The 22,919-nt window shown below is 60.6% G+C and carries 22 protein-coding genes and 1 riboswitch; of the genes, 15 read left to right on the plus strand and 7 right to left on the minus strand.

Features of this window, described 5'->3' with window-relative positions:
• Positions 1–63: 63 nt before the first annotated feature.
• The 4 genes from C3Y91_RS28450 (at position 64) to C3Y91_RS28465 (ending at position 2,341) form a co-directional block, all read left to right on the plus strand.
• On the plus strand, positions 64–786 hold the full coding sequence (locus C3Y91_RS28450; RefSeq protein WP_024320490.1) for a DUF1868 domain-containing protein: 723 nt from the start codon (positions 64–66) through the stop codon (positions 784–786).
• A gap of 13 nt (positions 787–799) precedes the next feature.
• Entirely contained in the window at positions 800–1,447 is a 648-nt protein-coding gene (locus C3Y91_RS28455; protein ID WP_024320489.1) for a glutathione S-transferase family protein, read from the plus strand.
• Between the two features lie 155 nt (positions 1,448–1,602).
• Positions 1,603–1,788: a 50S ribosomal protein L32 gene (gene rpmF, locus C3Y91_RS28460; RefSeq protein WP_003543812.1), complete on the plus strand. Its 186-nt coding sequence runs from the start codon at positions 1,603–1,605 to the stop codon at positions 1,786–1,788.
• 145 nt (positions 1,789–1,933) lie between these two features.
• Entirely contained in the window at positions 1,934–2,341 is a 408-nt protein-coding gene (locus C3Y91_RS28465; protein ID WP_003543801.1) for a hypothetical protein, read from the plus strand.
• Here C3Y91_RS28465 and phaR read toward each other — a convergent pair.
• The gene (gene phaR / locus C3Y91_RS28470) at positions 2,336–2,908 is read right to left on the minus strand and encodes a polyhydroxyalkanoate synthesis repressor PhaR (protein WP_003543798.1); all 573 of its coding nucleotides are present in this window, start codon (positions 2,906–2,908) and stop codon (positions 2,336–2,338) included. The two genes, C3Y91_RS28465 and phaR, sit on opposite strands and share 6 nt — an antisense overlap.
• 222 nt (positions 2,909–3,130) lie before the next feature.
• On the opposite strand from phaR, the gene C3Y91_RS28475 reads away from it, so the two are divergent.
• Together C3Y91_RS28475 and C3Y91_RS28480 are read left to right on the plus strand one after the other, a co-directional pair.
• On the plus strand, positions 3,131–4,312 hold the full coding sequence (locus tag C3Y91_RS28475; RefSeq protein ID WP_024320487.1) for an acetyl-CoA C-acetyltransferase: 1,182 nt from the start codon (positions 3,131–3,133) through the stop codon (positions 4,310–4,312).
• Positions 4,313–4,383: 71 nt separating this feature from the next.
• Positions 4,384–5,109: a beta-ketoacyl-ACP reductase gene (locus C3Y91_RS28480; protein WP_024320486.1), complete on the plus strand. Its 726-nt coding sequence runs from the start codon at positions 4,384–4,386 to the stop codon at positions 5,107–5,109.
• A gap of 143 nt (positions 5,110–5,252) precedes the next feature.
• On the opposite strand, the gene C3Y91_RS28485 is transcribed toward C3Y91_RS28480, so the two are convergent.
• The 3 genes from C3Y91_RS28485 to C3Y91_RS28495 all read right to left on the minus strand — a co-directional run bounded on the left by C3Y91_RS28485 (position 5,253) and on the right by C3Y91_RS28495 (position 6,040).
• Positions 5,253–5,411, minus strand: a complete 159-nt coding sequence (locus tag C3Y91_RS28485; protein WP_165411152.1) for a hypothetical protein — start codon at positions 5,409–5,411, stop codon at positions 5,253–5,255.
• Between the two features lie 191 nt (positions 5,412–5,602).
• Entirely contained in the window at positions 5,603–5,857 is a 255-nt protein-coding gene (locus tag C3Y91_RS28490; protein ID WP_018071981.1) for a YMGG-like glycine zipper-containing protein, read from the minus strand.
• 27 nt (positions 5,858–5,884) lie between these two features.
• Complete coding sequence (locus tag C3Y91_RS28495) at positions 5,885–6,040, minus strand: DUF3309 family protein (protein WP_007632343.1); 156 nt, start codon at positions 6,038–6,040, stop codon at positions 5,885–5,887.
• An 807-nt stretch (positions 6,041–6,847) separates the two neighbouring features.
• On the opposite strand from C3Y91_RS28495, the gene C3Y91_RS28500 reads away from it, so the two are divergent.
• The 5 genes from C3Y91_RS28500 (at position 6,848) to C3Y91_RS28520 (ending at position 13,252) form a co-directional block, all read left to right on the plus strand.
• A complete protein-coding gene (locus C3Y91_RS28500; RefSeq protein WP_024320485.1) occupies positions 6,848–10,105 on the plus strand; it encodes a helicase-related protein in 3,258 nt (1,085 codons plus the stop codon).
• A 2-nt stretch (positions 10,106–10,107) separates the two neighbouring features.
• Complete coding sequence (locus C3Y91_RS28505) at positions 10,108–10,512, plus strand: RNA-binding S4 domain-containing protein (protein WP_130688556.1); 405 nt, start codon at positions 10,108–10,110, stop codon at positions 10,510–10,512.
• Between the two features lie 194 nt (positions 10,513–10,706).
• Positions 10,707–11,045, plus strand: a complete 339-nt coding sequence (gene fdxA / locus C3Y91_RS28510; protein WP_024320484.1) for a ferredoxin FdxA — start codon at positions 10,707–10,709, stop codon at positions 11,043–11,045.
• Between the two features lie 393 nt (positions 11,046–11,438).
• Positions 11,439–12,011 carry a CarD family transcriptional regulator gene (locus C3Y91_RS28515; protein WP_003543775.1) on the plus strand — a complete coding sequence of 191 codons (573 nt, stop codon included), beginning with the start codon at positions 11,439–11,441 and terminating at the stop codon, positions 12,009–12,011.
• Positions 12,012–12,388: 377 nt separating this feature from the next.
• The gene (locus tag C3Y91_RS28520; protein WP_012759432.1) at positions 12,389–13,252 is read left to right on the plus strand and encodes an RNA polymerase factor sigma-32; all 864 of its coding nucleotides are present in this window, start codon (positions 12,389–12,391) and stop codon (positions 13,250–13,252) included.
• Positions 13,253–13,347: 95 nt separating this feature from the next.
• Here the strand turns inward: C3Y91_RS28520 and C3Y91_RS28525 are convergent, their stop codons facing one another.
• Both C3Y91_RS28525 and C3Y91_RS28530 read right to left on the minus strand, forming a co-directional pair.
• On the minus strand, positions 13,348–14,892 hold the full coding sequence (locus C3Y91_RS28525; RefSeq protein ID WP_130656636.1) for a M48 family metalloprotease: 1,545 nt from the start codon (positions 14,890–14,892) through the stop codon (positions 13,348–13,350).
• 391 nt (positions 14,893–15,283) lie between these two features.
• Positions 15,284–16,822, minus strand: a complete 1,539-nt coding sequence (locus C3Y91_RS28530) for an MDR family MFS transporter (protein WP_168576096.1) — start codon at positions 16,820–16,822, stop codon at positions 15,284–15,286.
• Positions 16,823–16,938: 116 nt separating this feature from the next.
• Here C3Y91_RS28530 and C3Y91_RS28535 point away from each other — a divergent pair, with 116 nt between their 5' ends.
• From C3Y91_RS28535 to C3Y91_RS28550, 4 genes are all read left to right on the plus strand, one after another.
• A complete protein-coding gene (locus C3Y91_RS28535; protein ID WP_027668531.1) occupies positions 16,939–17,466 on the plus strand; it encodes a MarR family winged helix-turn-helix transcriptional regulator in 528 nt (175 codons plus the stop codon).
• 57 nt (positions 17,467–17,523) lie between these two features.
• Positions 17,524–18,180, plus strand: coding sequence for a thiamine diphosphokinase (locus tag C3Y91_RS28540; protein ID WP_174827153.1), 657 nt, complete (start codon positions 17,524–17,526; stop codon positions 18,178–18,180).
• Between the two features lie 3 nt (positions 18,181–18,183).
• Positions 18,184–20,001 carry an ABC-F family ATP-binding cassette domain-containing protein gene (locus tag C3Y91_RS28545; protein WP_168576097.1) on the plus strand — a complete coding sequence of 606 codons (1,818 nt, stop codon included), beginning with the start codon at positions 18,184–18,186 and terminating at the stop codon, positions 19,999–20,001.
• A 120-nt stretch (positions 20,002–20,121) separates the two neighbouring features.
• On the plus strand, positions 20,122–20,751 hold the full coding sequence (locus C3Y91_RS28550) for a hypothetical protein (RefSeq protein WP_029767609.1): 630 nt from the start codon (positions 20,122–20,124) through the stop codon (positions 20,749–20,751).
• Between the two features lie 72 nt (positions 20,752–20,823).
• Here the strand turns inward: C3Y91_RS28550 and C3Y91_RS28555 are convergent, their stop codons facing one another.
• On the minus strand, positions 20,824–22,713 hold the full coding sequence (locus C3Y91_RS28555; protein WP_172643700.1) for an ABC transporter ATP-binding protein/permease: 1,890 nt from the start codon (positions 22,711–22,713) through the stop codon (positions 20,824–20,826).
• Between the two features lie 112 nt (positions 22,714–22,825).
• Positions 22,826–22,903, plus strand: a riboswitch (SAM riboswitch).
• Positions 22,904–22,919: the final 16 nt, after the last annotated feature.

Below are 22,919 nucleotides of genomic sequence, written 5' to 3' on the forward strand. Positions count from 1 at the left end.
CATCAGACATTCTTGGTTCTGCCATATGGGCGAGTGCAGTCCAACCAGAGCCGCGATTCACCCATGACCATCACGACGTTTTCGCCCGAGCTTCTCTTTTATTCGAAGAGGCACAATCCAACCCCGCCCGCCCATCTCGGCAGCCGCTATGGCAAGGTCGGCGGCTTTCTGCCGGAAGCCGGCAACACGATCGTTTGCCATCTCGAAAAGGGCTCGCAGACGCAGGCAGTACTGATTGAGGCGCGTGAGAAATATCTGGCGATGACCGAGGCCCCGCAGTTCCTCTTCACGCCGATATCAAGCATTCACATGACGCTTTTCGAAGGTGTCATCGAGACCAGGCGCCGGCAGGATTGCTGGCCGGGCGATCTCCCGCTCGATACGCCGATCGACGACATGACCGCGCTGATGGCGGCCAGGCTGGAAGGTTTCTCGATGTTCGACCCCTTCAAGGTCGCCATCGCCGAAGCGCGTCCGTCAGGCCTGCTCGTCGACGGGGCCACGGCGAACGACCGCAAGGTTATGCGCGCCTGGCGCAGCGCACTGGCCGATCTTCTCGGCTATCGCCAGCCGAACCATGAGGACTATAAGTTCCACATAACCTTCGCCTATGCGATCGAACGGCTGGAGGACGAAGCCTTGCCGCGCTGGCAGGCGATGCTCGATGACGTGGCCGACGATATCCGCCGCAAGGCCGCTGTTTTCGAGCTGACACCGCCGGCATTCTGCATGTTCGAGGATATGAACCATTTCCACGAATTGCTGATCTTCGATTTCGAAGCCTGAACGGGAGAGCCTCATGGACAAACCGACGCTTTACATCGCTAACAAGAACTATTCCTCCTGGTCGTTCCGGCCGTGGATGGCGCTGACGGCTGCCGGAATCGATTTCGAGGAAGTCTTGATCCCCTTCGACGATGCGGGTGGCAATCCCAATATCAAGGCGGTATCGCCGACCGGGCGGGTGCCGCTTCTCAAGCACGGCGCATTGAAGATCTGGGAATCGCTGGCGATCATCGAATATGTCGTCGAACTTTATCCGGACGCCGGCCTTCTGCCGAGGGATCGGGCCGAGCGGGCGCTCGCCCGCTCGGTTTCGATGGAAATGCTCTCGAGCTTTCGGGCGCTGCGCAGCGCCTGCCCGATGAATATCCGCCGGCCGAAGGGCAAGATCGCGTTGCCGGATGGTGTCGACGCCGATATCAGCCGCATCGAGACGATCTGGCGCGACCTCCTGCAGCAATCCGGCGGACCGTTTCTCTTTGGCGCGTTCAGCGGGGCGGATGCGATGTTTGCGCCTGTCGTCAACCGGTTCGACATCTATGATCTCGTCAGCCGAAACGACATCCTGGCCTATATGGAGACCATGAAGGCGCATCCGGCCTGGCGGAAATGGGAAGAGGCGGCCCGCGCCGAGCCTTGGATCGTACCGGAGGACGAAGTCTGAGCCTGGAATCATCGGCTTCGCAAAAAATACGCATGGGGACTGGTCAAGGCCACCCCTTGCATGTATAAGCGCGCCAAATTCCGAAATCGCGACATGTCCGTTTCGGCCGCCAGTGTGGCCGTGGGAATGTTTTGCCCGCAAGTGGAGTAAGAGAAATGGCTGTACCGAAGAGAAAAACAAGCCCGTCCAAGCGCGGTATGCGCCGTTCGGCAGACGCCCTGAAGGCTCCGACCTACGTCGAAGACAAGAACTCCGGCGAACTGCGTCGCCCGCATCATATCGACCTGAAGACCGGTATGTATCGCGGCCGCCAGGTTCTGACGCCGAAGGAAAGCGCATAATTTCCCGATCCGGCTTGTCCGATCAAAGTTTTAAGGCCGGCGTCACGCCGGCCTTTTGCATTTCGACGATATAATATTTGCAATGACTTGCAGTCAGGCAACGGTTTGCGGCAGTATTCTTCCATGATGCGCTGGGAGATTGCAGATGATAGCCGCCATGCCCCTAATGATTATCCCGTTTATTCTTTACAATCTTGCGATGCTGGGCCTGATGGGCGATGGCGGCATTCCGGCACTGCAACATGATATCATCGTACTGTCGATGATCTCGGGCGCCATCTGGAGCATGGCGCTCGGCGATCTTTTCATCGTCATCGCACTTGTCGTGCTGTTTTTCGAAATCCTCAAAGCGACCAGAACCGGTCCCGGCAATCTCGTCAACCACATGCTGTCGATGCTGGTGTTCATCGCCTTCCTGGTTGAGTTTTTGCTCGTCCGGGATGCTGCGACGCAGGTGTTCTTCATTTTGATGACGATCGCTCTGATCGATGTCATCGGCGGTTTTGCCGTGTCGATCCGGAGCGCCGGGCGGGATGTCTCGATCGGATTATAGGTTGTCGAGCTTGTTCTGAAGAGCGCGGAGCTGTTCCTTCAGCTCGTCGATATCCTTGGCCTCGGCCTTGCGGCTTTCCTTGGCAGGCGGCGTCATGAAGGGCGAGAACATCTGCATCGCCTGCTGAAACAGCTCTGTGTTGCGGCGAACATGGTCCTCGACCATCTGCATCGGTAATTGCAGGTTCTTGCCGAGCGGCGTTTCGCCGAAAGCCCGGGTCACCTGCTCGCGCATCTGGGCCTGCTGTTCGGTGAAGGAGCGCATCGAATGTTCGAGAAAGCTCGGCACGACCATCTGCATCTGGTCGCCGTAATAGGTGATGAGCTGGCGCAGGAAGGAGATCGGGAGCAACGTGTTGCCGGTCTTCGATTCCTGTTCGAAGATGATCTGGGTCAGCACCGAATGGGTGATGTCATCTCCGCTTTTTGCATCTTGTACGGTAAATTCTTCGCCCTTCTTCACCATCTCCGCCAGGTCTTCCAGCGTCACGTAGGTGCTGGTGCCCGTGTTGTATAGGCGGCGATTGGCGTATTTCTTGATAACGATCTGACCCTCATGCTTCGCCATATCAGTCTCCTGAACCCCCGTCTGATTTATGGATATTCCTCCACTTGAGACTGTAAACGCAAAAGAAGGCCGGTGACAATCTCTTTGTGCGATGCGGCAAACCTTTCACAGAGCAGATGAATCGGGCTTTCGCGGAAGGCTGCCGGTCTTCGCGTTTGACTTGTGCTCCAAGCTTTGCCAGTTTCCACTTATGTAAGTGAGACGAAAACGAGGAGCGTCCCCATGAGCAATCCATCCATCGTCATCGCCAGCGCCGGGCGAACAGCAGTCGGCGCCTTCAATGGCGCTTTCGCGACGGTTCTCGCGCATGAGCTCGGGGCGGCCGTCGTCAAGGGTGCGCTCGAGCGCGCCGGCGTCGATCCCGGCGAGGTGGACGAGGTGATCCTCGGCCAGGTGCTTTCCGCCGGCGAGGGCCAGAACCCGGCCCGCCAGGCGGCGATGAAGGCCGGCATTCCGAAGGAAGCGACGGCCTGGGGCGTCAATCAGCTCTGCGGCTCGGGCCTGCGCGCGGTTGCGCTCGGCATGCAGCAGATCGCCACCGGCGACGCCAAGATCATCGTTGCCGGCGGCCAGGAATCCATGTCGATGGCCCCGCATGCCGCGCACTTACGCGGCGGCGTCAAGATGGGCGACATGAAGATGATCGACACGATGATCAAGGACGGCTTGACCGACGCTTTCCACGGCTACCACATGGGCATCACCGCCGAGAATGTTGCGCGCCAGTGGCAGCTTTCGCGCGATGACCAGGATAAATTCGCCGTCAGCTCGCAGAACAAGGCGGAGGCAGCGCAGAAGGCCGGTCGCTTCGTCGACGAGATCATCCCCTACGTCATCAAGACACGTAAGGGCGACGTTACGGTCGATGCCGACGAATATATCCGTCACGGCGCTACGCTGGAGGCGATGGGGAAATTGCGCCCGGCCTTCGACAAGGACGGCACGGTCACGGCCGCGAACGCGTCCGGCCTCAACGATGGCGCCGCTGTGGCGGTGCTGATGAGCGAAGCGGAGGCGGTCCGGCGCGGCATCCAGCCGCTCGCCCGCATCGTTTCCTGGGCAACGGCGGGTGTCGATCCGCAGATCATGGGCACTGGACCAATCCCGGCTTCGCGCAAGGCGCTCGAGAAGGCCGGCTGGTCGGTGAACGATCTCGATCTCGTCGAAGCCAACGAGGCCTTCGCGGCGCAAGCCTGCGCCGTCACCAAGGATCTCGGGTGGGATCCGTCGATCGTCAACGTCAACGGCGGGGCGATTGCGATCGGCCATCCGATCGGCGCCTCCGGCGCGCGCGTTCTCAACACGCTGCTGTTTGAAATGAAGCGCCGCGGCGCGAAGAAGGGTCTCGCAACGCTTTGCATCGGCGGCGGCATGGGTGTGGCCATGTGCTTTGAATCGCTTTAAATAGCATACGATCCATAATTGATTGAAAATCCCGCCATATGGCGGGGCGAAAAACAAAAGGGGAGCGGAACATGAGCAGAGTGGCTTTGGTCACTGGGGGCACACGGGGCATCGGCGCGGCAATATCCATGGCACTGAAAAATGCCGGATACAGGGTCGCGGCCAGCTATGCGGGCAACGACGAGAAGGCCAATGCCTTCCACGACGTTACCGGCGTTCCGGTATTCAAATGGGATGTTTCGGATTACCTCGCCTGCGGCGAGGGAATTGCCAGGGTCGAAAGCGAGATCGGGCCGGTCGAAATCCTCGTCAACAATGCCGGCATCACCCGCGACGCGATGTTCCACAAGATGACGCAGCAGCAGTGGCACGAGGTGATCAATACCAACCTCACCGGCCTGTTCAACATGACGCATCAGGTCTGGACCGGCATGCGTGACCGCAGCTTCGGCCGTATCGTCAATATCTCATCGATCAACGGGCAGAAGGGCCAGATGGGCCAGGTGAACTATTCGGCGGCCAAGGCAGGCGATCTCGGCTTCACCAAGGCGCTGGCTCAGGAAGGCGCGAACAAGAACATCACCGTCAACGCCATTTGCCCCGGTTACATCGGAACGGAAATGGTGCTTGCCGTGCCGGAGAAGGTGCTGAACGAACGCATCATTCCGCAGATCCCCGTCGGTCGTCTCGGCGAACCGGAAGAGATCGCGCGCTGCGTTACCTTCCTCGTCTCCGACGATGCCGGCTTCATCACCGGTTCGACGCTGACGGCCAATGGCGGACAGTTCTTCGCCTAGACATTGCTTCTTCGAGTGAACAGTACGGATTAGATTCAAGGCAATGGCGCGTCCGGCAGGACGCGCCATTGCTGTTTATCGACGTCTCCCGGTGATGCCGGCGGCGATCTTGTGGCCGAAGTGGTGGTGCGTTTTCGGGAAGATCAAGAGCGGCGGTCGGTGTTCGGATGTCGATGTGTCCGAACTCTGGCCGGCACTTTGCGCAGCGAACGGTCTTCGCTGCTGAGGGCTGATATCGCGGTCGTCAGGAAAGCCGACGCGATGAGAACGACGATGAGAGAGTTCAAGAAAATCTGGGTCACTGGGGGCGTTCCTTTCAACTGCGCTCGGCGGCTGTGCCTGCCGCTGCACTCGTGAAAGAAATATGTGCCTGCCCGTTGGGCGGTGGTAGATTTGACTTTCGCAACCGATTGTCAACGTCACGTTGACGAATGGGCCAGCAAAGAAAACGGGCGCCGAAGCGCCCGTTGGGAGTCCGAGATGCTTTTGCCGATCAGCAGCGGGCCTCGTAGCGGCGGCCGTAGCGGTCGCGATAGACGCAGTAGCCGCGGCGTTCGACCGAGTGACCGATCAGAGCGCCGGTCAGGCCACCGGCAACAGCGCCGACGGCTGCGCCGCCCCAGCTGTTGGTGACGACACCGCCGATGACCGCCCCGGTGCCGGCGCCGATCGCCGTGCCTTGTTCGGTCGCTGTGCAAGATGCGAGTGCGCCGACGAGCGCACCAATAAGAACAATCTTCTTCATCATGTCGTAACTCCCCAGGTTAGTTGGCCTTTAGACGCGGCCCATCAGTACAAGGATAATGATAATCACGAGAACTAGCCCCAAACCGCCAGAAGGTCCATAGCCCCAGCCACGGCTATAACCCCAATTCGGCAAGGCTCCGATCAAGAGCAGAATGAGGATAACAAGTAGTATTGTGCCAAGCATGGTGTGTTTCCTTCATTTCATCGGCAATTTGGATGGACGAGAAACACGCATTGGCGATTTTTGTTCCCGGTTGAGCTCCGAATTGTGAGGAGCCCTGATTCAGGGTTTAATTTCCGTCATTTCGGAAAATTTCCGCTATGGTTAAAAAGACATGTAAATACAATATGTTGCGGTGAACAAAGAGGGAAAATCGAGATGTCGCCGATTCGTCAGCGATTCGTTCCGTGTTTGATCGGAGCCCCAATATGGGCCGCATTGACTTAACGCCGTCTGAATCCAGCTCTCGAAAGATTAATGCCGATGCGACGAGGCAGGGTAAAGGGATCTGCCATCGATCCGCATCTAGCACCCGGACCTGAAGCCGCTACCAGATGTGGCCGTGAACGAAAGGTGAAAATGGTGGAGTCAGCGATTCGTCTCCGATTCGTTCCGGCTTTGGTCGAGAGGTTAATTTCGGGCGGATTTTCGCCCGTTCAACATGGGGGCGGGAATCGTCACCCGCGACCTCGAAAATGCAAACGGGAGAGAGTCTCGCGATTCAGCATCTAGTGGGAAAAAGTGATTCAAAATCAATACTTAGCCGTGAACAAAAGCTGAATCAGCGGGAGTCAGCGATTCGTCGCTGATTCGTTCTCACGCTGTTCCGAATCGGAAATTCGGGCATTCCGCACGACTCGCAAAGGTCGTAATCCCCGAGGCATTTTGAAATCTGCCCTTGCGTTTGCGGCGGCAGCTGTCCATGTGTTCTCTGCTTCCATCCAGGAAGCAAGATTTTCCTGAGGCCACCCGCCTCATTTGCATGGACTCATGACTCTGACTTCGCAGCCGATGATTCTGAGCGGGCGCGGTGTGACCGCGGTGCTCGGGCCGACCAATACCGGCAAGACCCATTATGCCATCGAGCGCATGGTCGCGCACGGTACGGGCGTGATCGGCCTGCCGCTCAGGCTGCTGGCGCGCGAGGTCTATACGCGGGTGGTGGAGAAGGTCGGCGCGCAAAATGTGGCGCTGGTCACCGGCGAGGAAAAGATTTCGCCGCCCAATGCGCGTTTTTCCGTCTGCACCGTCGAAGCGATGCCGCGCGAGACCAAGGCCGCCTTCGTCGCGATCGACGAGGTGCAACTCGCCGGCGATCTCGAGCGTGGCCATATCTTCACCGACCGCATCCTGCATCTTCGCGGCCGCGAGGAAACGCTGTTGCTCGGCGCGGCGACAATGCGGCCGATCCTGCAACAGCTCCTGCCCGGTATCAATATCGTCGAGCGGCCGCGACTTTCGCATCTTTTTTATGCCGGGCAGAAGAAGATCACCCGACTGCCGCAGCGCTCGGCCATCGTCGCCTTCTCCGCCGACGAGGTCTATGCCATCGCCGAGCTCATTCGCCGGCAGCGCGGCGGCGCGGCCGTCGTGCTCGGTGCACTCAGCCCGCGCACCCGCAATGCGCAGGTGGCGCTCTATCAGGCGGGCGACGTCGAATATCTGGTGGCGACCGATGCGATCGGCATGGGCCTCAACCTCGATGTCGATCACGTCGCCTTTGCCCAGGACCGGAAATTCGACGGTTACCAGTTCCGCAATCTCAATCCGGGCGAACTCGGCCAGGTCGCCGGGCGTGCCGGGCGGCACGTGCGAGACGGGACCTTTGGCGTCACCGGACAGGTCTCGCCTTTTGACGAGGAGCTGGTGCAGCGCATCGAGGGGCACGAATTCGACAACGTCAAGGTTTTGCAGTGGCGGACGACGGAGATGGACTTCTCCTCGATCGCATCGCTGCGCGCCAGCCTTGAGGCGGCACCGCGCGTGCCGGGGCTGACGCGGGCGCTGCCTGCAGTCGACCAGCAGGCGCTGGAACAGCTTTCGCGTTATCCCGAGGTCATCGATCTTGCTGACAGGCCGGCGCGCGTCGAAAAACTCTGGGAGGCTTGCGCGCTTCCCGACTATCGGCGTATCACCCCAGCACAACATGCCGATCTTATCTCGACCCTCTTTTCCGATCTCGTCCGCTATGGCACGGTGAACGAGCAGTTTCTCGCGGAGCAGGTTCATCGCTCCGATCGAACAGATGGCGAAATTGACACGCTTTCGGCGCGAATCGCGCAGATAAGGACCTGGACCTACGTTTCGAATCGGCCCGGTTGGCTTGCCGATCCGACACACTGGCAGGAAAAGACGCGGGAAATCGAAGATCGATTGTCCGACGCGTTACATGAAAGGTTGACGAAACGCTTTGTTGATCGCAGGACATCTGTGCTCATGAAGCGCCTGAGAGAGAATGCGATGCTGGAAGCTGAAATCAGTGTGAATGGCGATGTCTTCGTTGAAGGACATCATGTAGGGCAATTGAGCGGATTCCGCTTCACGCCGGTGGCGGGAACGGACGGACCGGATGCCAAGGCGGTTCAGGCTGCGTCGCAGAAGGCGCTCGGGCTCGAGTTCGAAGCCCGCGCGGCCCGGATGCATGCCGCCGGCAACAGCGATCTGGCGATCGGCTCGGATGGTTTGATCCGGTGGCTGGGCGATCCGGTGGCGCGGCTTTCGGGCAGCGATCACATCATGCGTCCGCGCGTGATCCTGCTGGCTGACGAGCAACTGACGGGCAATGCCCGCGATCACGTCGCCGCCCGCATCGAGCGCTTCGTCAATCATCATATCAGCACGGTGCTGAAGCCGCTCGACGACCTGTCGCGCGCCGAGGACCTGCAGGGTCTCGCCAAGGGGCTTGCCTTCCAGCTCGTCGAGAACCTCGGGGTGCTCTTCCGCCGCGACGTGACCGAGGAGGTGAAGTCGCTGGACCAGGAGGCCCGTGCTTCCATGCGCCGCTACGGCGTGCGTTTCGGCGCCTATCATATCTTCGTTCCCGCACTTCTGAAGCCGGCGCCGGCCGAGCTCATCACGCTGCTCTGGGCGTTGAAGAATGACGGTTTGGACAAGCCGGGCTACGGCGATCTCATTCCCGTGCTTGCCGCTGGCCGCACCTCCGTGGTCACCGATCCGAGCTTCGAGCGGATGTTCTACAAGCTGGCCGGCTTCCGTTTCCTCGGCAAGCGTGCCGTGCGCATCGACATCCTGGAACGGCTTGCCGATATCATCCGTCCGTTGCTGCAGTGGAAGCCTGGTCAAAACAACCGTCCGGAGGGCGCCTATGACGGCCGTCGCTTCACGACGACGACGGCGATGCTGTCGATCCTCGGTGCGACACTCGAAGACATGGAAGAAATCCTCAAGGGTCTTGGCTATCGCGCCGATGCCGTGAAGGCGGAAGAAGCATCAGTCCATCTTGCGACGCAGGATGCAGCCTCAACGCCTGCCGCCAGCGCGCAAACGCCCGTGGAAGAGACAGCCGAAAAGGCCGACCACGACGATGCCGACGGCGCCGCGGAAGAGACTGCTGCCGAGCCATCCGCAACCGAGGCGGCTTCGGCAGTCGCCGATGCGCCCGTGACGGAAGCTGTCGAAACCGCCGCTCCGGCCGAACCGATCGAGACATCCACTCCTGCGGAAGCCTCAGCTGCCGAAGAAACCTCCGCTCCTGCGGAAGCGGTATCGGCTCCCGAGGAAGCGGAAGCCGGCGAGCCGGTAGAACCGAAGCCGGTTCTTCTGTGGCGTCTCGGCGGTCGCAACGACAATCAGCGCCAGGCGCGCGGCGGGCATGGCGAACGCCGTGGCGGCCAGGGCCCGGAGCGCGGTCAAAACCAGGAGCGCGGCGACCGCAATCGCCGGCCGGGCGGCGGTGAAGGCGGCGAGGGCAATCGCGGTGGCGACGGCCGCGACAACAATCGCCAGAACCGGGGCAAGGACGGCGCCGGTCGCGATGGCGGCCGACCACAGCAGGCAAGAGGCGATCGCAATAATCAACCACGGGGTGACCAGCCGCGCGGTGACCGGCAGGATCGTGGCGATCGCAAGGATCGCGGCGAGCGTAACGATCGTAACGACCGCAATAACAATCGTGGCGGCTCACAGCCGCTGCGCTTCGAGGCTAAGCCGCCGCGCAAGGAGAAGCCGATCGATCCGGATTCGCCTTTCGCCAAGCTCGCAGCTCTCAAGGAGCAGATGAAGAAGTAATCATGAGCGGGGAGACACAGCCGACAAGCGGTTCGCGCCAGCGCATCGACAAGTGGCTGTTCTTCGCGCGCATGGCGAAGTCGCGCTCGTTGGCGCAGAGCCATATCCAATCGGGCCATGTGCGCATCAACGGCGAGCGTTGCAACCATCCGAGCCAGATGGTCAAGCCGGGCGACCGTATCGAGCTGACGCTGGAGCGGCGCGATGTCGTTCTCGTCGTGCGCCTTGCCGGCGAGCGGCGGGGGCCTTACGAGGAGGCGCGCCTGCTCTACGACGACCAATCCCCGCCGCCCGATGAGGCAAAACGTCTCACGCCCTATGAGCAGGCGATCCGGGCGACCGGCGCCGGCCGTCCGACCAAAAAGGAAAGACGTGCAATCGACAGGCTGATGTCGGACGAGGATTAGAAAACTCTGTCTGCGGCGGCGGTTTTTGCAGATCGTTTATCCTTGAAATCCGGCGCTAAAGCCGATACGTCACTGACAACCTGCCGGAAGCGTGCTTGCCTCCCAAGCCTGCTCACGCTTTTCCTCCGGCACGGGGATAGGCGCGACGTTCCAGGTTGCCCGGCCCCATCCGCATGGAAATCCTGGAGTTCTTCATGACCTATGTCGTGACCGACAATTGCATCAAGTGCAAATACACCGATTGCGTGGAAGTCTGCCCTGTCGACTGCTTCTACGAGGGCGAGAATTTCCTCGTCATCCATCCTGACGAATGCATCGATTGCGGCGTCTGCGAACCGGAATGTCCCGCCGAGGCGATCAAGCCCGATACCGAGCCGGGCCTCGACAAATGGCTGAAGATCAACACCGAATATGCCACGATCTGGCCGAATATCACGGTCAAGAAGGACCCATTGCCTGAGGCCAAGGAAATGGATGGCGAGACCGGAAAATTCGAGAAATATTTCTCCGACAAACCCGGTTCCGGCGATTGAGACAGTGCCCACATTCGGCCTCCGGATTCGGGCGACCGTAGGTCAAAACGTTTTAAAAGCTGCGTGAGGCATATGGGTGACATGTGTTGCCCGCATGACTCAAGCGAAGCAAATTATTGATTTCCTCATATTTTTATGATAGGTTTCGGCTACTGTTCCATTTGTGGCATGACGCATGCCCAAAACCATCACGAAAGCAAAACAAATCCGTACACGGTTTCCGTGACATATCAACGCTTTGAGCGCCGGGTCCCAAGATCGAGCGCAAGAAGTCTTTGCTTTTGCCCGATGGGACCAGAGTGAAGTCACCCGACGGATACTACCGTCTCACCCGGGCCTGACTGACCCGGCTCCGGCCGCCGCCGGAAGCGTAACAGGGAGTTTTTGAATAGAATGACGACTCAGCAGAAAAAGCCTTCTACAGCACGTCACGGCTTCAAGACCGGTGAATCGATCGTCTACCCCGCTCATGGCGTCGGTACCATCACCGCTATCGAAGAGCAAGAAGTTGCCGGCATGAAGCTCGAACTTTTCGTTATCGATTTCGAGAAGGACAAGATGCGTCTCAAGGTTCCGGTCGCCAAGGCCATGAGCATCGGTATGCGCAAGCTTTCGGAAACGGATTTCGTCGAGCGTGCTTTGAAGGTTGTGCAGGGCAAGGCGCGCGTCAAGCGCACTATGTGGTCCCGCCGCGCCCAGGAATATGATGCCAAGATCAATTCCGGCGACCTGATTTCCATCGCTGAAGTCGTGCGCGATCTCTATCGTGCCGAGAACCAGCCCGAACAGTCCTATTCCGAGCGCCAGCTTTATGAGGCTGCGCTCGACCGCATGGCGCGCGAAATCGCCGCCGTCAACAAGATGTCGGAAACCGAAGCCGTCCGCCTCGTCGAGACCAATCTCAACAAGGGTCCGAAGCGCGGCAAGGCGATCGAAGAAGACGATTCACAGGACGAAGCTGCATAAAGCGACCCTGTTTATCTATCAAAAAACCCGGCCTTCGAGCCGGGTTTTTTTATTGGAACTTTTTCCCGACTGCCGCGTTTAACACACGTAATTGCGGACTGCTCGTCGGGCAATGCCTCAGCGAGCGAACTGCTATTCCGTCAATGTTCGATGAGGAGCGGATCATGCCTTTTCTATATTGCCCATCCGGCAAGGTGAAGAAACAGGTCCAGCCCAGCCGTCTTACCGGCACATGATGAGAAATAGGGCCTCCCCCTGAAAAGTCCAGGGGCGAGGCTTTTATGCATTCAGAACACCATTCAATCCGGACAGCGATGTTCCGGAAGATGAGTTTTATTGTTCATTTCAGGGCGAGAGGCCTGTTTCGGGAGATCGAAATGAAGAACATGTCTGCAGATCGGCGCATGATCAAAATCGCGATGGCCGCCCCTTATCTCGCCCGTCAGGAAGAGCATGATCTCGCCACCCGTTGGAAGGATCACGACGACCGCGGCGCGCGCAACCAGATCGCCATGGCCCATATGCGCCTCGTCATATCCATGGCCGGCAAATTCCGCAATTTCGGCCTGCCGATGAGCGATCTGGTGCAGGAGGGCTATGTTGGCCTGCTGGAAGCGGCCGCTCGCTTCGAGCCGGAGCGCGACGTGCGCTTTTCGACTTATGCAAGCTGGTGGATCAGGGCTTCGATCCAGGACTATATTTTGCGCAACTGGTCGATCGTGCGCGGCGGTACGAGTTCGGCGCAGAAGGCGCTGTTCTTCAATCTGCGCCGTCTTCGCGCCAAGCTCGCCAAGGGCGATACGCAGCTGACGCTGCAATCCATTCACCAGGAAATCGCCGCGGCCCTCGGCGTCAGCCTCTCCGATGTGCAAACGATGGATGCCAGGCTTTCCGGCAACGACGCTTCGCTGCAGGCGCCTTCGGTCTCCGGCGATGCCGAGAGCGCGGAGAAGATGGACTTCCTCGTCAGCGACGATCCCCTGCCGGACGAGCAGGTGTCCAACATGATCGACGGCGAGCGCCGCCGCGTCTGGCTCGCCTCGGCGCTGAAACATCTCAACGAACGCGAGATGAAGATCATCAGCGCCCGGCGTCTGGCGGAAGACGGCGCCACGCTTGAAGAACTCGGTGCCGATCTCGGTATTTCCAAGGAACGTGTGCGTCAGATCGAAAGCCGGGCGATGGAGAAGCTTCGCAGCGCGCTCGTCAGCGCCGATCCGCATATGGCGGCCTACGCCTGACCTAAAGCGCGTCGTTATCGCAAAACCGCTGCACTGTTTTGCGCGACATATCCCCTCCAGCAGCACAGACTGGCCCGGCGCAAGCCGGGCCTTTTTTATTCTGCGATGATCTTGACGCGATCGCCTGTGGAAACGGCTGCACCCGTGGGCAGGGCGTTGATGAGCTTGAAGAGATCGAGCTTGCGGTCTGTGCCCATCATGCGGGCGGCGAGCGTCGAGATGTTCTCACCCGGCCGGACGGTGACCACGCGGATGCGCAGCGGCTTCAGTGAGGCTGCCTCTGCCGGAGTCATGCGGCGGAAACTCGCGCGCAAGACATTGGCCGTTGGCTCAAGGGCGTCGCTGCCTTTCGGCACGGCGGTCAGGAAACGGAAGATCTGCGAATTGTTGCGGATCACGGTGACATCGAAATCCCAGCGGTCGGCGCTGGCGCGCGCGGTGGCTGCTTCCATGCCGTTGATGGTGATCGGCTGGATGGTCGACGGGTCGAGGCCGGTCACCCAGCCGCTGGAGATATAGTTGGTGAGGCTCTGGTTCTGATTGTCGGCGACGCCGTCGAAGCGGACGGCGATGTCGTTCGGGCCGGTGGCCATCACGGCCTCGACCTTGTTGTCGATGTGGAAATCCGGCGGCACGTCGAAGCGGATGCCGAGGCCACCATGCAGGAAGGTCTGGCCGCGCACATAGCCTTCTTCCGGGCTGTCGCCGTAGAGCAGTCCGTCTATGCCGTCGAGATAATAATCACGGCCCTTGTCGCCGACCGAGCCTTCCTGGCCGAAGGCGCGGGCGTGGGTGCGGGCAAGCTCTATGCGTTGCGCCGAATTCGGATGGCTCGACAGGAAGTCGAGGCTCTGGTCGGCTTCGGGATCAACCGACATGAAGCGACTGTAAGCGGCCATCGAATCGAGGAAACGGGCGGCGGAATAGGGGTCGTAGCCGGCTTCGCCGAGCATGCGCACACCGATGACATCGGCCTGCAATTCCTGCTGGCGGGAGAAGGCGGCGAGCCGCAGCTTGCCGCGGGCAAGCGCCTGCTTGCCGGCGATGTCGCTGGAAAGGACTTCGGCGACGACGCGGCTGGCGATGACCTCAGCCTCTTCGCGCTTCTGCCGCTCGATGCCGTGGTTTGCGGTCACGTGGCCCATTTCGTGCGACAGCACGGCGGCGACTTCCGAGGCGTCGTTGGCAAGGGCGAGCAGGCCGCGGGTGACGTAGAGATAACCGCCCGGCAGCGCGAAGGCGTTGATCGCCGGCGAATTCAGGATGGTGATGCGGTAGGACTGGCTCGGATTTTCCGACACCGCCGTCAGCGCGCCGGCGATGCGGGCGACGAGACGCTCGGTCTTGGCGTCCTTGTATTCGCCGCCGTAGCTTGCCACGATGCGCGGATGCTCACGAGCGCCCATCGCCGCGCGCGGATCGTTCTTCTGCACCTCGTCGACGATCTGCGGATTGGAAGAAGGCGAAACACTCGGCTGATAGGATTGATCGATCAGCGTTTGGCAGCCGTTCAGCGCCATTGCGACGGCCGAAAGCAGCATCAGGCGACGGGCGAAACGCTGCGGCGCGGAGATGCCATCACTGGAAAGCGCGGGCGATTTCCACGTCGTCAAGCTGTCCAGTCTGTTTCTCCGCATCATGTCGCTGTTTTGCCGGTTTGCCGCAGATTCGGACCGACCATGGCAAGGGGAACTCAACAGGTGCGCACCCCTGATCTCGCGCTGCACAATCGGCCGATACAAGTCGTTGCTGTAGCTGATTTACGCATCGGTTGCATAGCGAGACTCTGTTTAAATGTGGCGCCGTTGCATTTTAGCAAGCCTCAGGCATTAAGGCTTCCTTTCGCTCGGATGAAATTATGGCGAAAGTTCCGTCACAAAGCCGAGATTCGTCGACGGCGCGGAAAAAGAACGGCCCGATTGAAGCAACCGGCTCGATAGCGACAGTCATGCGAGAAAATTGCAACCCTTGATATAGGCATCGAGAGGGAACGCCTCCTGATGAAGCATTCTCTCGCAGGTAACGATTCGACTATTCGGCAGCTTCCGCCGTCGCCGGTTGCGGCTTCGTCGTCTCGCCGGCGCGGGGCAGCTGCACGGGTTTCAGCATGATGGCGGCGGCAAGGCCGGTCAGCGCAATGGCGCAGGAAGTCATGAACAGCGGCGAGAAAGCGGCGGCATAGGTATCGGCGACGGCCTGGCGGCTCGCTTCGGGAAGTGCGGCCATCATTTTCGGCGTCAGCTGCTTGATATCGGCGACGCCGGGAATGGAGACGCCGACCTTGCCGAGCTGAGAGGCGATGATGGCGCCGTAGATGGAAATGGCGATCGAGGCGCCGCCCATGCGCGACAGCGTCACCGAGCCGGTGGCAGCGCCGACGTCGCGGGCGGGTGCTGCATTCTGTACGCCGATGACGGGAACCTGCTGGGCAAGGCCGATGCCGATGCCGTGCAGCATCATGACCGCGCCGATGAAGGCGATCGGCGTTCCGGCGTGGATCTGCGACATCAGCGCAAAGGCGATGGCGCTGCAGGTGAGGCTTGCGATGGCGAAGGGTTTGTAACGCCCCGTCTTCGAGATGATACGGCCTGCGGAAAGCGACCCGCAGACGAGGCCGCCGGTCAGAAGGATGAAGAGCAGGCCGGCGGCAGACGGCGAAAGGCCGGTCGTGGTCTGCAGAAAGAGGGCGAGATAATTGACCATGCCGATGGCGATGGCGCCGCCCATGATCGAGATCACCAGGAGCAGACTGAAGGTCGAATTGCGAAACAGCTGCAGGGGAACGATCGGTTCGGGCGCGCGGCGCTCGACGAACACCCAGGTGACGGCGCAGACGACGCCGAAGACGACGATGCCGATACTCTCAGGCGAAATCAATGCACCGAACAGTTCGCTGCTGTCGGTGGCAAGCACGATGCTTGTCGTCGTCATGGCAAGCAGAAGCGCTCCGGCATAATCGATCTTGGGGCGGCGATGTGGTTTGCGGTACGGCAGCATGAAGGCAAGGCCGGTGAGCACGATGAAGCCGATCGGCACGTTGACGAGGAAGATCGAGCGCCAGCCGAAGAGATCGCTCATCGTACCGCCGAGCACCGGGCCGATCGCGCCCGATGCCATCAACACCAGGCTGGAATAGCTTTGGTAGCGCGCCCGCTCGCGCGGCTCGAACAGGTCGGCGTTGACGGCGAAGATCGACACCATGATGCCGCCGCCGCCAAGGCCCTGCAGCACGCGGGCGGCGATCAGCGTGTCCATCGAGACCGCCAGGCCGCAGACTGTCGATCCGACGGTGAAGATCATGATTGCCGTCATCATCACGTATTTGCGGCCGAACAGGTCGCCGAGCTTGCCGTAGACCGGCATGACGGCGCTCAGCGACAGGAGATAGGCCGAGCCGATCCAGCCGAAGCGCTCGAGATGGCCGAATTCGCCGACGATCGTCGGCAGCGCCGTGGAGACGATCTGATTATCAAGCGTCGCCATGAACATGGCGGTCATCAGGAAGAAGAAGAGGATAAGCCGGCGACGAGGATCCGTCACGAGCGGCGCAGGCGCGAGTTGCATGTCCATGGGAGGCATCGTTCCGGGTTGATGTGTTTTTATGTGCTAACAGCATATAGTTGTCAATGGCATATTAATGACATCGGCATATTCAATTTTTGAATCGGCTCTGTTATGGTCCTGTGATGAGCGACGTTCTGACCAAGACCCCTTCTGTGGAGCCGGCCGAGCCGGATCGTGAAAACGTGCCGCGTATCGGCCGCAGTATGGCGCGCATGCGGCTCATGACCGGGCGGCGACTGATCGGCCGGCTGGCGATCCAGAGTGCTGCACCGGGCCTCGAGCTTTCGCATCTCGACGTACTCGATGCAGTGCGCAGGGCGCAGCCTGCCGGCGAGGTCACGGTCGGCATGATCGCGGAGATGCTGCGCATCGATCCGTCACGGGCAAGCCGGGTGGTGGCCGACATGGTCGGGCGCAACGTATTGCGCCGCGAGGCCTCGCAGGCCGATGCGCGGCGGATCGTCGTCGTCATGACCGAGGTCGGCCAGGACCTGCTTGCCGAGATCGTCGCGCAGAAGCTTGCGATCATTTCCGAGATTGTTTCCGACTGGCCACAGGAGGATGTCGAGCGCTTCGCAGCGCTTTTCGAGCGCTTCATCGGCGGCTACGAGGCGGTTTTCCTGTCGCGCGACAAGGATACGCCGGGCTGAGGCAGGCGCCGTCGTTCACCGGCCCTTCCCCTCGACCCCTCGTTTGCGCTAAGGGCAATGCCCATGAGCCAATCCACCTTCACCATTCTCCTTGGCGGCGAACTCAGCCTGACGGAGCGCCTGCGCGATGCCATCGAAGACAGCCGCTTCATTGCGGCCGATGGTGGCATGCGGCATGCGGCAGCACTCGGTATTACGCCGGAGCTCTGGGTCGGTGATTTCGATTCGACACCTGATGATCTCGCGGGTGCATTTCCCGATGTGCCGAAACAGCCTTATCCGGCCGCGAAGGCGGCGACGGACGGCGAAATCGCAGTGGCGGAAGCAATCGCGCGCGGCGCGCGGCGGCTGATCCTCGCCGGTGCGCTCGGCGGTGAACGCTCCGACCACGCGCTTCAACACCTGCTGTCGGCCGTCAGCCTGGCGGAAGAGGGTTTCGACCTGCTGCTGACCTCGGGCAAGGAAGAGGCCGTGCCGCTGATTGCCGGTACGATCGAACTGGACCTTCCCAAAGGCAGCCTGTTTTCCGTGCCCGGATTCAGCGAGCTGAGAGGGCTTTCCATCGAGAATGCGCGTTATCCGCTGGCAGATTTCCATCTGCCTTTCGGCTCGTCGCGCACCATTTCCAATGTTGCGGAAGGCAAGGTTCGCTTTTCGCTCCGCAGCGGCCGGGCGATCGTGCTCGCCCGGCCCTATGATCTTTCCGGAGTCTGATTTTTGGCCCCTCCCATTCTGAAACTCGACGATATCTTCCTGAGCTTTGGCGGTGCACCGCTTCTGGCGGATGCTGGCTTGCAGATCGAGCCCGGTGACAAAATCTGTCTCGTCGGGCGCAACGGCTCGGGAAAATCGACGCTGCTGAAGATTGCCGCCGGCCTGGTCGAGGCGCAGTCCGGCGAGGTCTTCCGCCATCCGTCCTCGACGGTCCGTTATCTCGAACAGGCGCCGGATTTTGCCGGCTTCAAGACGGTGCAGGCCTATGCCGAGGCCGGCCTCGGGCCAGGTGATGACCCCTATCGTGTCACCTATCTGCTGTCGCATCTCGGGCTGACCGGGGATGAAGACCCCAAAATGCTGTCCGGTGGCGAATCGCGGCGCGCAGCCCTTGCCCGGGTTATGGCACCCGAGCCGGACATCCTCCTGCTCGACGAGCCGACCAATCATCTCGACCTGCCGACCATCGAATGGCTGGAAGGCGAGCTGCAAAAGACGCGCAGCGCCTTGGTGCTGATCTCGCACGACCGGTGTTTCCTCGAAAAGGTCTCGACGGCAACCGTCTGGCTCGACCGTGGTACTTCACGCCGGCTCGACAGAGGCTTTGGGCATTTCGAAGCCTGGCGCGACCAGGTGCTGGAGGCCGAGGAACTGGAGCAGCACAAGCTCGGCAAGTCGATCGAGCGCGAGGAGCACTGGCTGCGCTATGGCGTCACGGCGCGGCGCAAGCGCAACATGCGCCGTCTCGGCGAGCTGCAGACGATGCGCTCGAACTATCGCGGCCACAAGGGGCCGCAGGGCACAGTGCAGGCAACGGTTTCGGACGCGCAGGAATCCGGCAAGCTGGTGATCGAGGCCGACAAGATCACCAAGAGCTTCGGCGAGCGGGCAATCGTCACGCCGTTTTCGATCCGTGTGCATCGCGGCGACTGCATTGGTCTCGTCGGACCGAACGGCGCGGGCAAGACGACGCTGCTGAAGATGCTGACCGGGCAGCTTTCGCCCGATAGCGGCACGGTGAAGCTCGGCACCAATCTGGAGATCGCGACGCTCGACCAGAAACGCGAGGATCTCGACCCCGAGGATACGCTTGCCAATTATCTGACGGACGGGCGCGGCGAAAACCTGCTCGTCAACGGCGAGCAGCGCCACGTCACCGGCTACATGAAGGAATTTCTGTTCCAGCCGGAACAGGCGCGTACGCCGATCAGAAACCTCTCCGGCGGCGAACGCGCCCGGCTGATGCTGGCGCGCATCCTTTCGCGCCCGACGAATCTGTTGATCCTCGACGAGCCGACCAACGATCTCGATATCGAAACGCTCGATCTCCTGCAGGAGATTGTCGCCGGCTTTCCCGGCACCGTCATTCTCGTCAGCCATGACCGCGATTTTCTCGACCGCACCGTGACCTCGACGATCGCACCCGCCGTGCCGGATGCGCCTGATGGCCGCTGGATCGAATATGCCGGCGGCTACTCGGACATGCTTGTGCAACGCAAGGGCGCACTCGAGGAGCGTAAGAGGGCCGAGAAGGCGGCGGAGAAGCCGAAGACGCAGGAGGCACCAGCGTCAGGCAGCTCGAAGGTCAAGCTCTCCTTCAAGCAGAAATTCGCACTGGAAAACCTGCCGAAGGAAATGGCGAAGGCCGAAGCCGAAATCGCCAAGCGCGAACAGGTGATGGCAGATCCCAATCTTTTCACGCGCGATCCGGCAGCCTTCAACCGGCTTGCCAGCGAGATGGAAAAACTGCGCGCCAGCCTGACTGACATGGAAGAGGAGTGGCTGGAGCTCGAAATGCTGCGGGAAGAGCTGGAAGGCTGAGATTTTCTCGAGGCTGAAGGCTCACTTTTCCTTGATTCGTCAGTGTGTCGTCCTGCGGCATATGGTGCCGTCCGGCAACCGGGGATATTGCCGATCGCAATGGCGACAAGGAAAAGTCATATGTCTCGCAAGCCCTATTCCGGAATTTTCACGGCGTTTGTCGCCGGCAGCCTCGTGACGCTTGCCCTGTCGCAAGCCGCACAGGCGCAGGATGCCCAGCGCATTCGTGTTCGCGGCGCAATCGAAAGCCTCAGCGGCGATACGCTCGTCGTCAAGACGCGCGAGGGCAGCGATGCGACGATCACGCTGAAATCTGGCTGGAAGGTCGGCGGCATCAAGAAAGCCTCGGTCGAGGATATCAAGCCCGGCGATTTCGTCGGCGTCGCTTCACTTCCGAAGGGCACAGGCCCGGACGGGGCGATCGAGGTGCTGATCTTTCCGGCGTCGATGAAGGGAACCGGTGAGGGCAACCGTCCCTGGGATGCACAGCCGAACAGCCAGATGACCAATGCGACCGTCAGCAATGCCGTCAAATCCGTGGACGGCCACACGATCACGCTGACCTATCAGGGCAAGGAAAAGACCATCGCGATTGCCGATGGCACGCCGATCGTGACGTTGGCGCCTGCGACCAAGGATGATCTGAAGCCCGGCGCCGGCGTCGTCATCACCGGCGAGAAGGCGGCGGACGGCAGCATCTCGGCCAGCCAGATCGCCGTCGGCCTCAACGGCATCACGCCGCCGATGTGACCAGCGGCTCAAATCCTTGTCTTATGCATGCCGTCATCCCAAAACCGCTCCACACTTTTTGGGCGGCATGCATTAAAGCGCCGGTGCGGGCACGGCGGCAGCGCCCGCACTGGCGCTGGCGCCGGTCTGGACGACAGGCGACTCCTCGGATGCTGACGGCAGCGCCTGGAGATGCAGCACGCGCGGCTTCAGCGCCTCGAGAAAGGCCTCGGAGCGGCCGATATAGATCATGCCGCTTTCGGGCATCAAGGTGAGCAGTTTGGCCATTGTTTCCTGCAATTCCGGCTCCATGCCTTCCAGCACTTCGTCGAAGATGATCCAGCGCGGGCGCACGAGCAGGAGGCGGGCAAATCCGATCGCTTTCTGCTGGTCGCTGTCGAGCAGCTTGTCCCAGCGGGCGCGGGTTTCGAGCCTTGCGATCAGCGAATGGAGACCAACCTTGTCGAGGGCCGCCTCGACGGCGGCTTTCTCGTAGGCTTCGGGACGTTCGGGAAAGGCCAGCGCCTCGCGCAGTGAGCCGCCGGGGACATAGGCGAGCTGGGGAACAAAGAGCATGTCGTCGATTGGCGGCAGGCCTATCGTGCCGCTGCCGCACGGCCAGAGGCCGGCCATCGCCTGGAAGAGCAGCTTGCGATTGACGCTGTGATCGCCGTTGATCATGATTTTTTCGCCGGCCTTGATCACGACATTGGTTTCACGCAGACGGAAACCGCCACATTCCTCGATGTCTTCGCCGACCTTGGCGACGATCACCACGTCCTTCAGCGTCAGCGTGTCGGGCGCGGCGTTTTCATAGGCGATGCTGTCCTTGAGGTCGACGTCCTCTTCCATGTCGACCAGCGCCTGGCGGAAATCGGTGACGCGCATCAGCGTGGCGCGCCATTCGGCGATCGGGCCGAAATTGGAGACATACCAGCGCAGCGCCGTGTTGACCTGGTTGAAGGCACCGACGGACATCATCAACTGGCCGAGGGTGAGGCCGCCGGAGAAATAGGCGGGGGCGGCCACGATGATCGGGATGACGAGCACCAGCCAGCCGTAGCCGGCCGAAACCCAGGTGAGATTGGTATTGGCCATGGCGAGCCGCTTGACGACTGTCAGCACCGAGCTGATATCGGTGTTGATGCGCCGGCGCTCGTTCTCCTCGCCGCGGGCAACGGTGATCGCCGGCATGTTCTCATTGGCATGCATCAGCGTGAAGCGAAGCTCGGCCTCCTTCGAAAAGCGGTCGGCATTGAGCTTGACCAGCTTGCGACCGACGACCTGGCTCAGCACCGAGGCAGAAGCGGCATAGAAAATCGCCGCCCAGACCATGTAGCCCGGAATGGAGAAGCTATGGCCGCTGATGCGGAAGATGAAGCCGCTCGAAAGCTCCCAGAGAACGCCGATGAAGCTCACCAGAAGAATGGTCGACTGCAGCAGGCCGAGAACCAGCCCTGTAGTGCTTTCGGCAAGGTTGCGGGAATCCTCGTGCAGACGCTGGTCCGGATTGACGCCGATCAGGCCGCTGGAAGCGAGCCGCAGCGCCCGCTTGCGCTTCAGCCACTGGTCGACGAGATCGCGTGACAGGCCTTCGCGCATATAGAGCGCCGTCATCTGGTTCAGCCAGGCCTGCAGCACGTTGAGCAGCAGCAGTGTGCCGGCGATCATCGCAAAGATTTCGAGTTGGTGGAAGAATTCGCCGAGGTCGCGGCGCTCCAGCGAGTCATAGAAGGGCGCATTCCACTCGTTCAAGATGACCTGGCCGTAGGACGTCGCCAGGATAACGAGGATCAGCACGGTCGCCAGAAACAGCACCCTGCCACGTACTTCCGAATTCCAGAATGCTGAGAACATGACGCCGAGGCGATATGTCAGGCTGAAATCATACCCTACCCTATCCTGCCTCCGGATGCCCGGCCTCCCCTCGATCTTATCTGCCATTACGCTTTTCCAAATCGCCCATGCCCCTATAAATAACATGGTGGCGTTACGGGTCTATCAACAGATTCTATCATTCATTAAACTGTGATGATGCAGCAGAGGTCACTTGACTGCAGTCGACAGTTGATTCGCGACCCGACTGGGTCTAATTAAAGCGCTCCGTGGTGATTTGGCCGGCCGGCTTGCAGCCACGTTAAAAAAGTCGCTAAAGGGCCGCGTGCGGACCGGTAGCGATTTTTTTCGCC

The organism is Rhizobium ruizarguesonis (assembly GCF_012349115.1).
Lineage (GTDB): Bacteria > Pseudomonadota > Alphaproteobacteria > Rhizobiales > Rhizobiaceae > Rhizobium > Rhizobium ruizarguesonis.

Coding starts and splice junctions, on each gene's coding strand:
- C3Y91_RS28450 (WP_024320490.1), top strand. CDS start 64: ATGACCATCACGACGTTTTCGCCCGAGCTTCTCTTTTATTCGAAGAGG.
- C3Y91_RS28455 (WP_024320489.1), top strand. CDS start 800: ATGGACAAACCGACGCTTTACATCGCTAACAAGAACTATTCCTCCTGG.
- rpmF (WP_003543812.1), top strand. CDS start 1,603: ATGGCTGTACCGAAGAGAAAAACAAGCCCGTCCAAGCGCGGTATGCGC.
- C3Y91_RS28465 (WP_003543801.1), top strand. CDS start 1,934: ATGATAGCCGCCATGCCCCTAATGATTATCCCGTTTATTCTTTACAAT.
- phaR (WP_003543798.1), bottom strand. CDS start 2,908: ATGGCGAAGCATGAGGGTCAGATCGTTATCAAGAAATACGCCAATCGC.
- C3Y91_RS28475 (WP_024320487.1), top strand. CDS start 3,131: ATGAGCAATCCATCCATCGTCATCGCCAGCGCCGGGCGAACAGCAGTC.
- C3Y91_RS28480 (WP_024320486.1), top strand. CDS start 4,384: ATGAGCAGAGTGGCTTTGGTCACTGGGGGCACACGGGGCATCGGCGCG.
- C3Y91_RS28490 (WP_018071981.1), bottom strand. CDS start 5,857: ATGATGAAGAAGATTGTTCTTATTGGTGCGCTCGTCGGCGCACTCGCA.
- C3Y91_RS28495 (WP_007632343.1), bottom strand. CDS start 6,040: ATGCTTGGCACAATACTACTTGTTATCCTCATTCTGCTCTTGATCGGA.
- C3Y91_RS28500 (WP_024320485.1), top strand. CDS start 6,848: ATGACTCTGACTTCGCAGCCGATGATTCTGAGCGGGCGCGGTGTGACC.
- C3Y91_RS28505 (WP_130688556.1), top strand. CDS start 10,108: ATGAGCGGGGAGACACAGCCGACAAGCGGTTCGCGCCAGCGCATCGAC.
- fdxA (WP_024320484.1), top strand. CDS start 10,707: ATGACCTATGTCGTGACCGACAATTGCATCAAGTGCAAATACACCGAT.
- C3Y91_RS28515 (WP_003543775.1), top strand. CDS start 11,439: ATGACGACTCAGCAGAAAAAGCCTTCTACAGCACGTCACGGCTTCAAG.
- C3Y91_RS28520 (WP_012759432.1), top strand. CDS start 12,389: ATGAAGAACATGTCTGCAGATCGGCGCATGATCAAAATCGCGATGGCC.
- C3Y91_RS28525 (WP_130656636.1), bottom strand. CDS start 14,892: ATGATGCGGAGAAACAGACTGGACAGCTTGACGACGTGGAAATCGCCC.
- C3Y91_RS28530 (WP_168576096.1), bottom strand. CDS start 16,822: ATGGACATGCAACTCGCGCCTGCGCCGCTCGTGACGGATCCTCGTCGC.
- C3Y91_RS28535 (WP_027668531.1), top strand. CDS start 16,939: ATGAGCGACGTTCTGACCAAGACCCCTTCTGTGGAGCCGGCCGAGCCG.
- C3Y91_RS28540 (WP_174827153.1), top strand. CDS start 17,524: ATGCCCATGAGCCAATCCACCTTCACCATTCTCCTTGGCGGCGAACTC.
- C3Y91_RS28550 (WP_029767609.1), top strand. CDS start 20,122: ATGTCTCGCAAGCCCTATTCCGGAATTTTCACGGCGTTTGTCGCCGGC.
- C3Y91_RS28555 (WP_172643700.1), bottom strand. CDS start 22,713: ATGTTATTTATAGGGGCATGGGCGATTTGGAAAAGCGTAATGGCAGAT.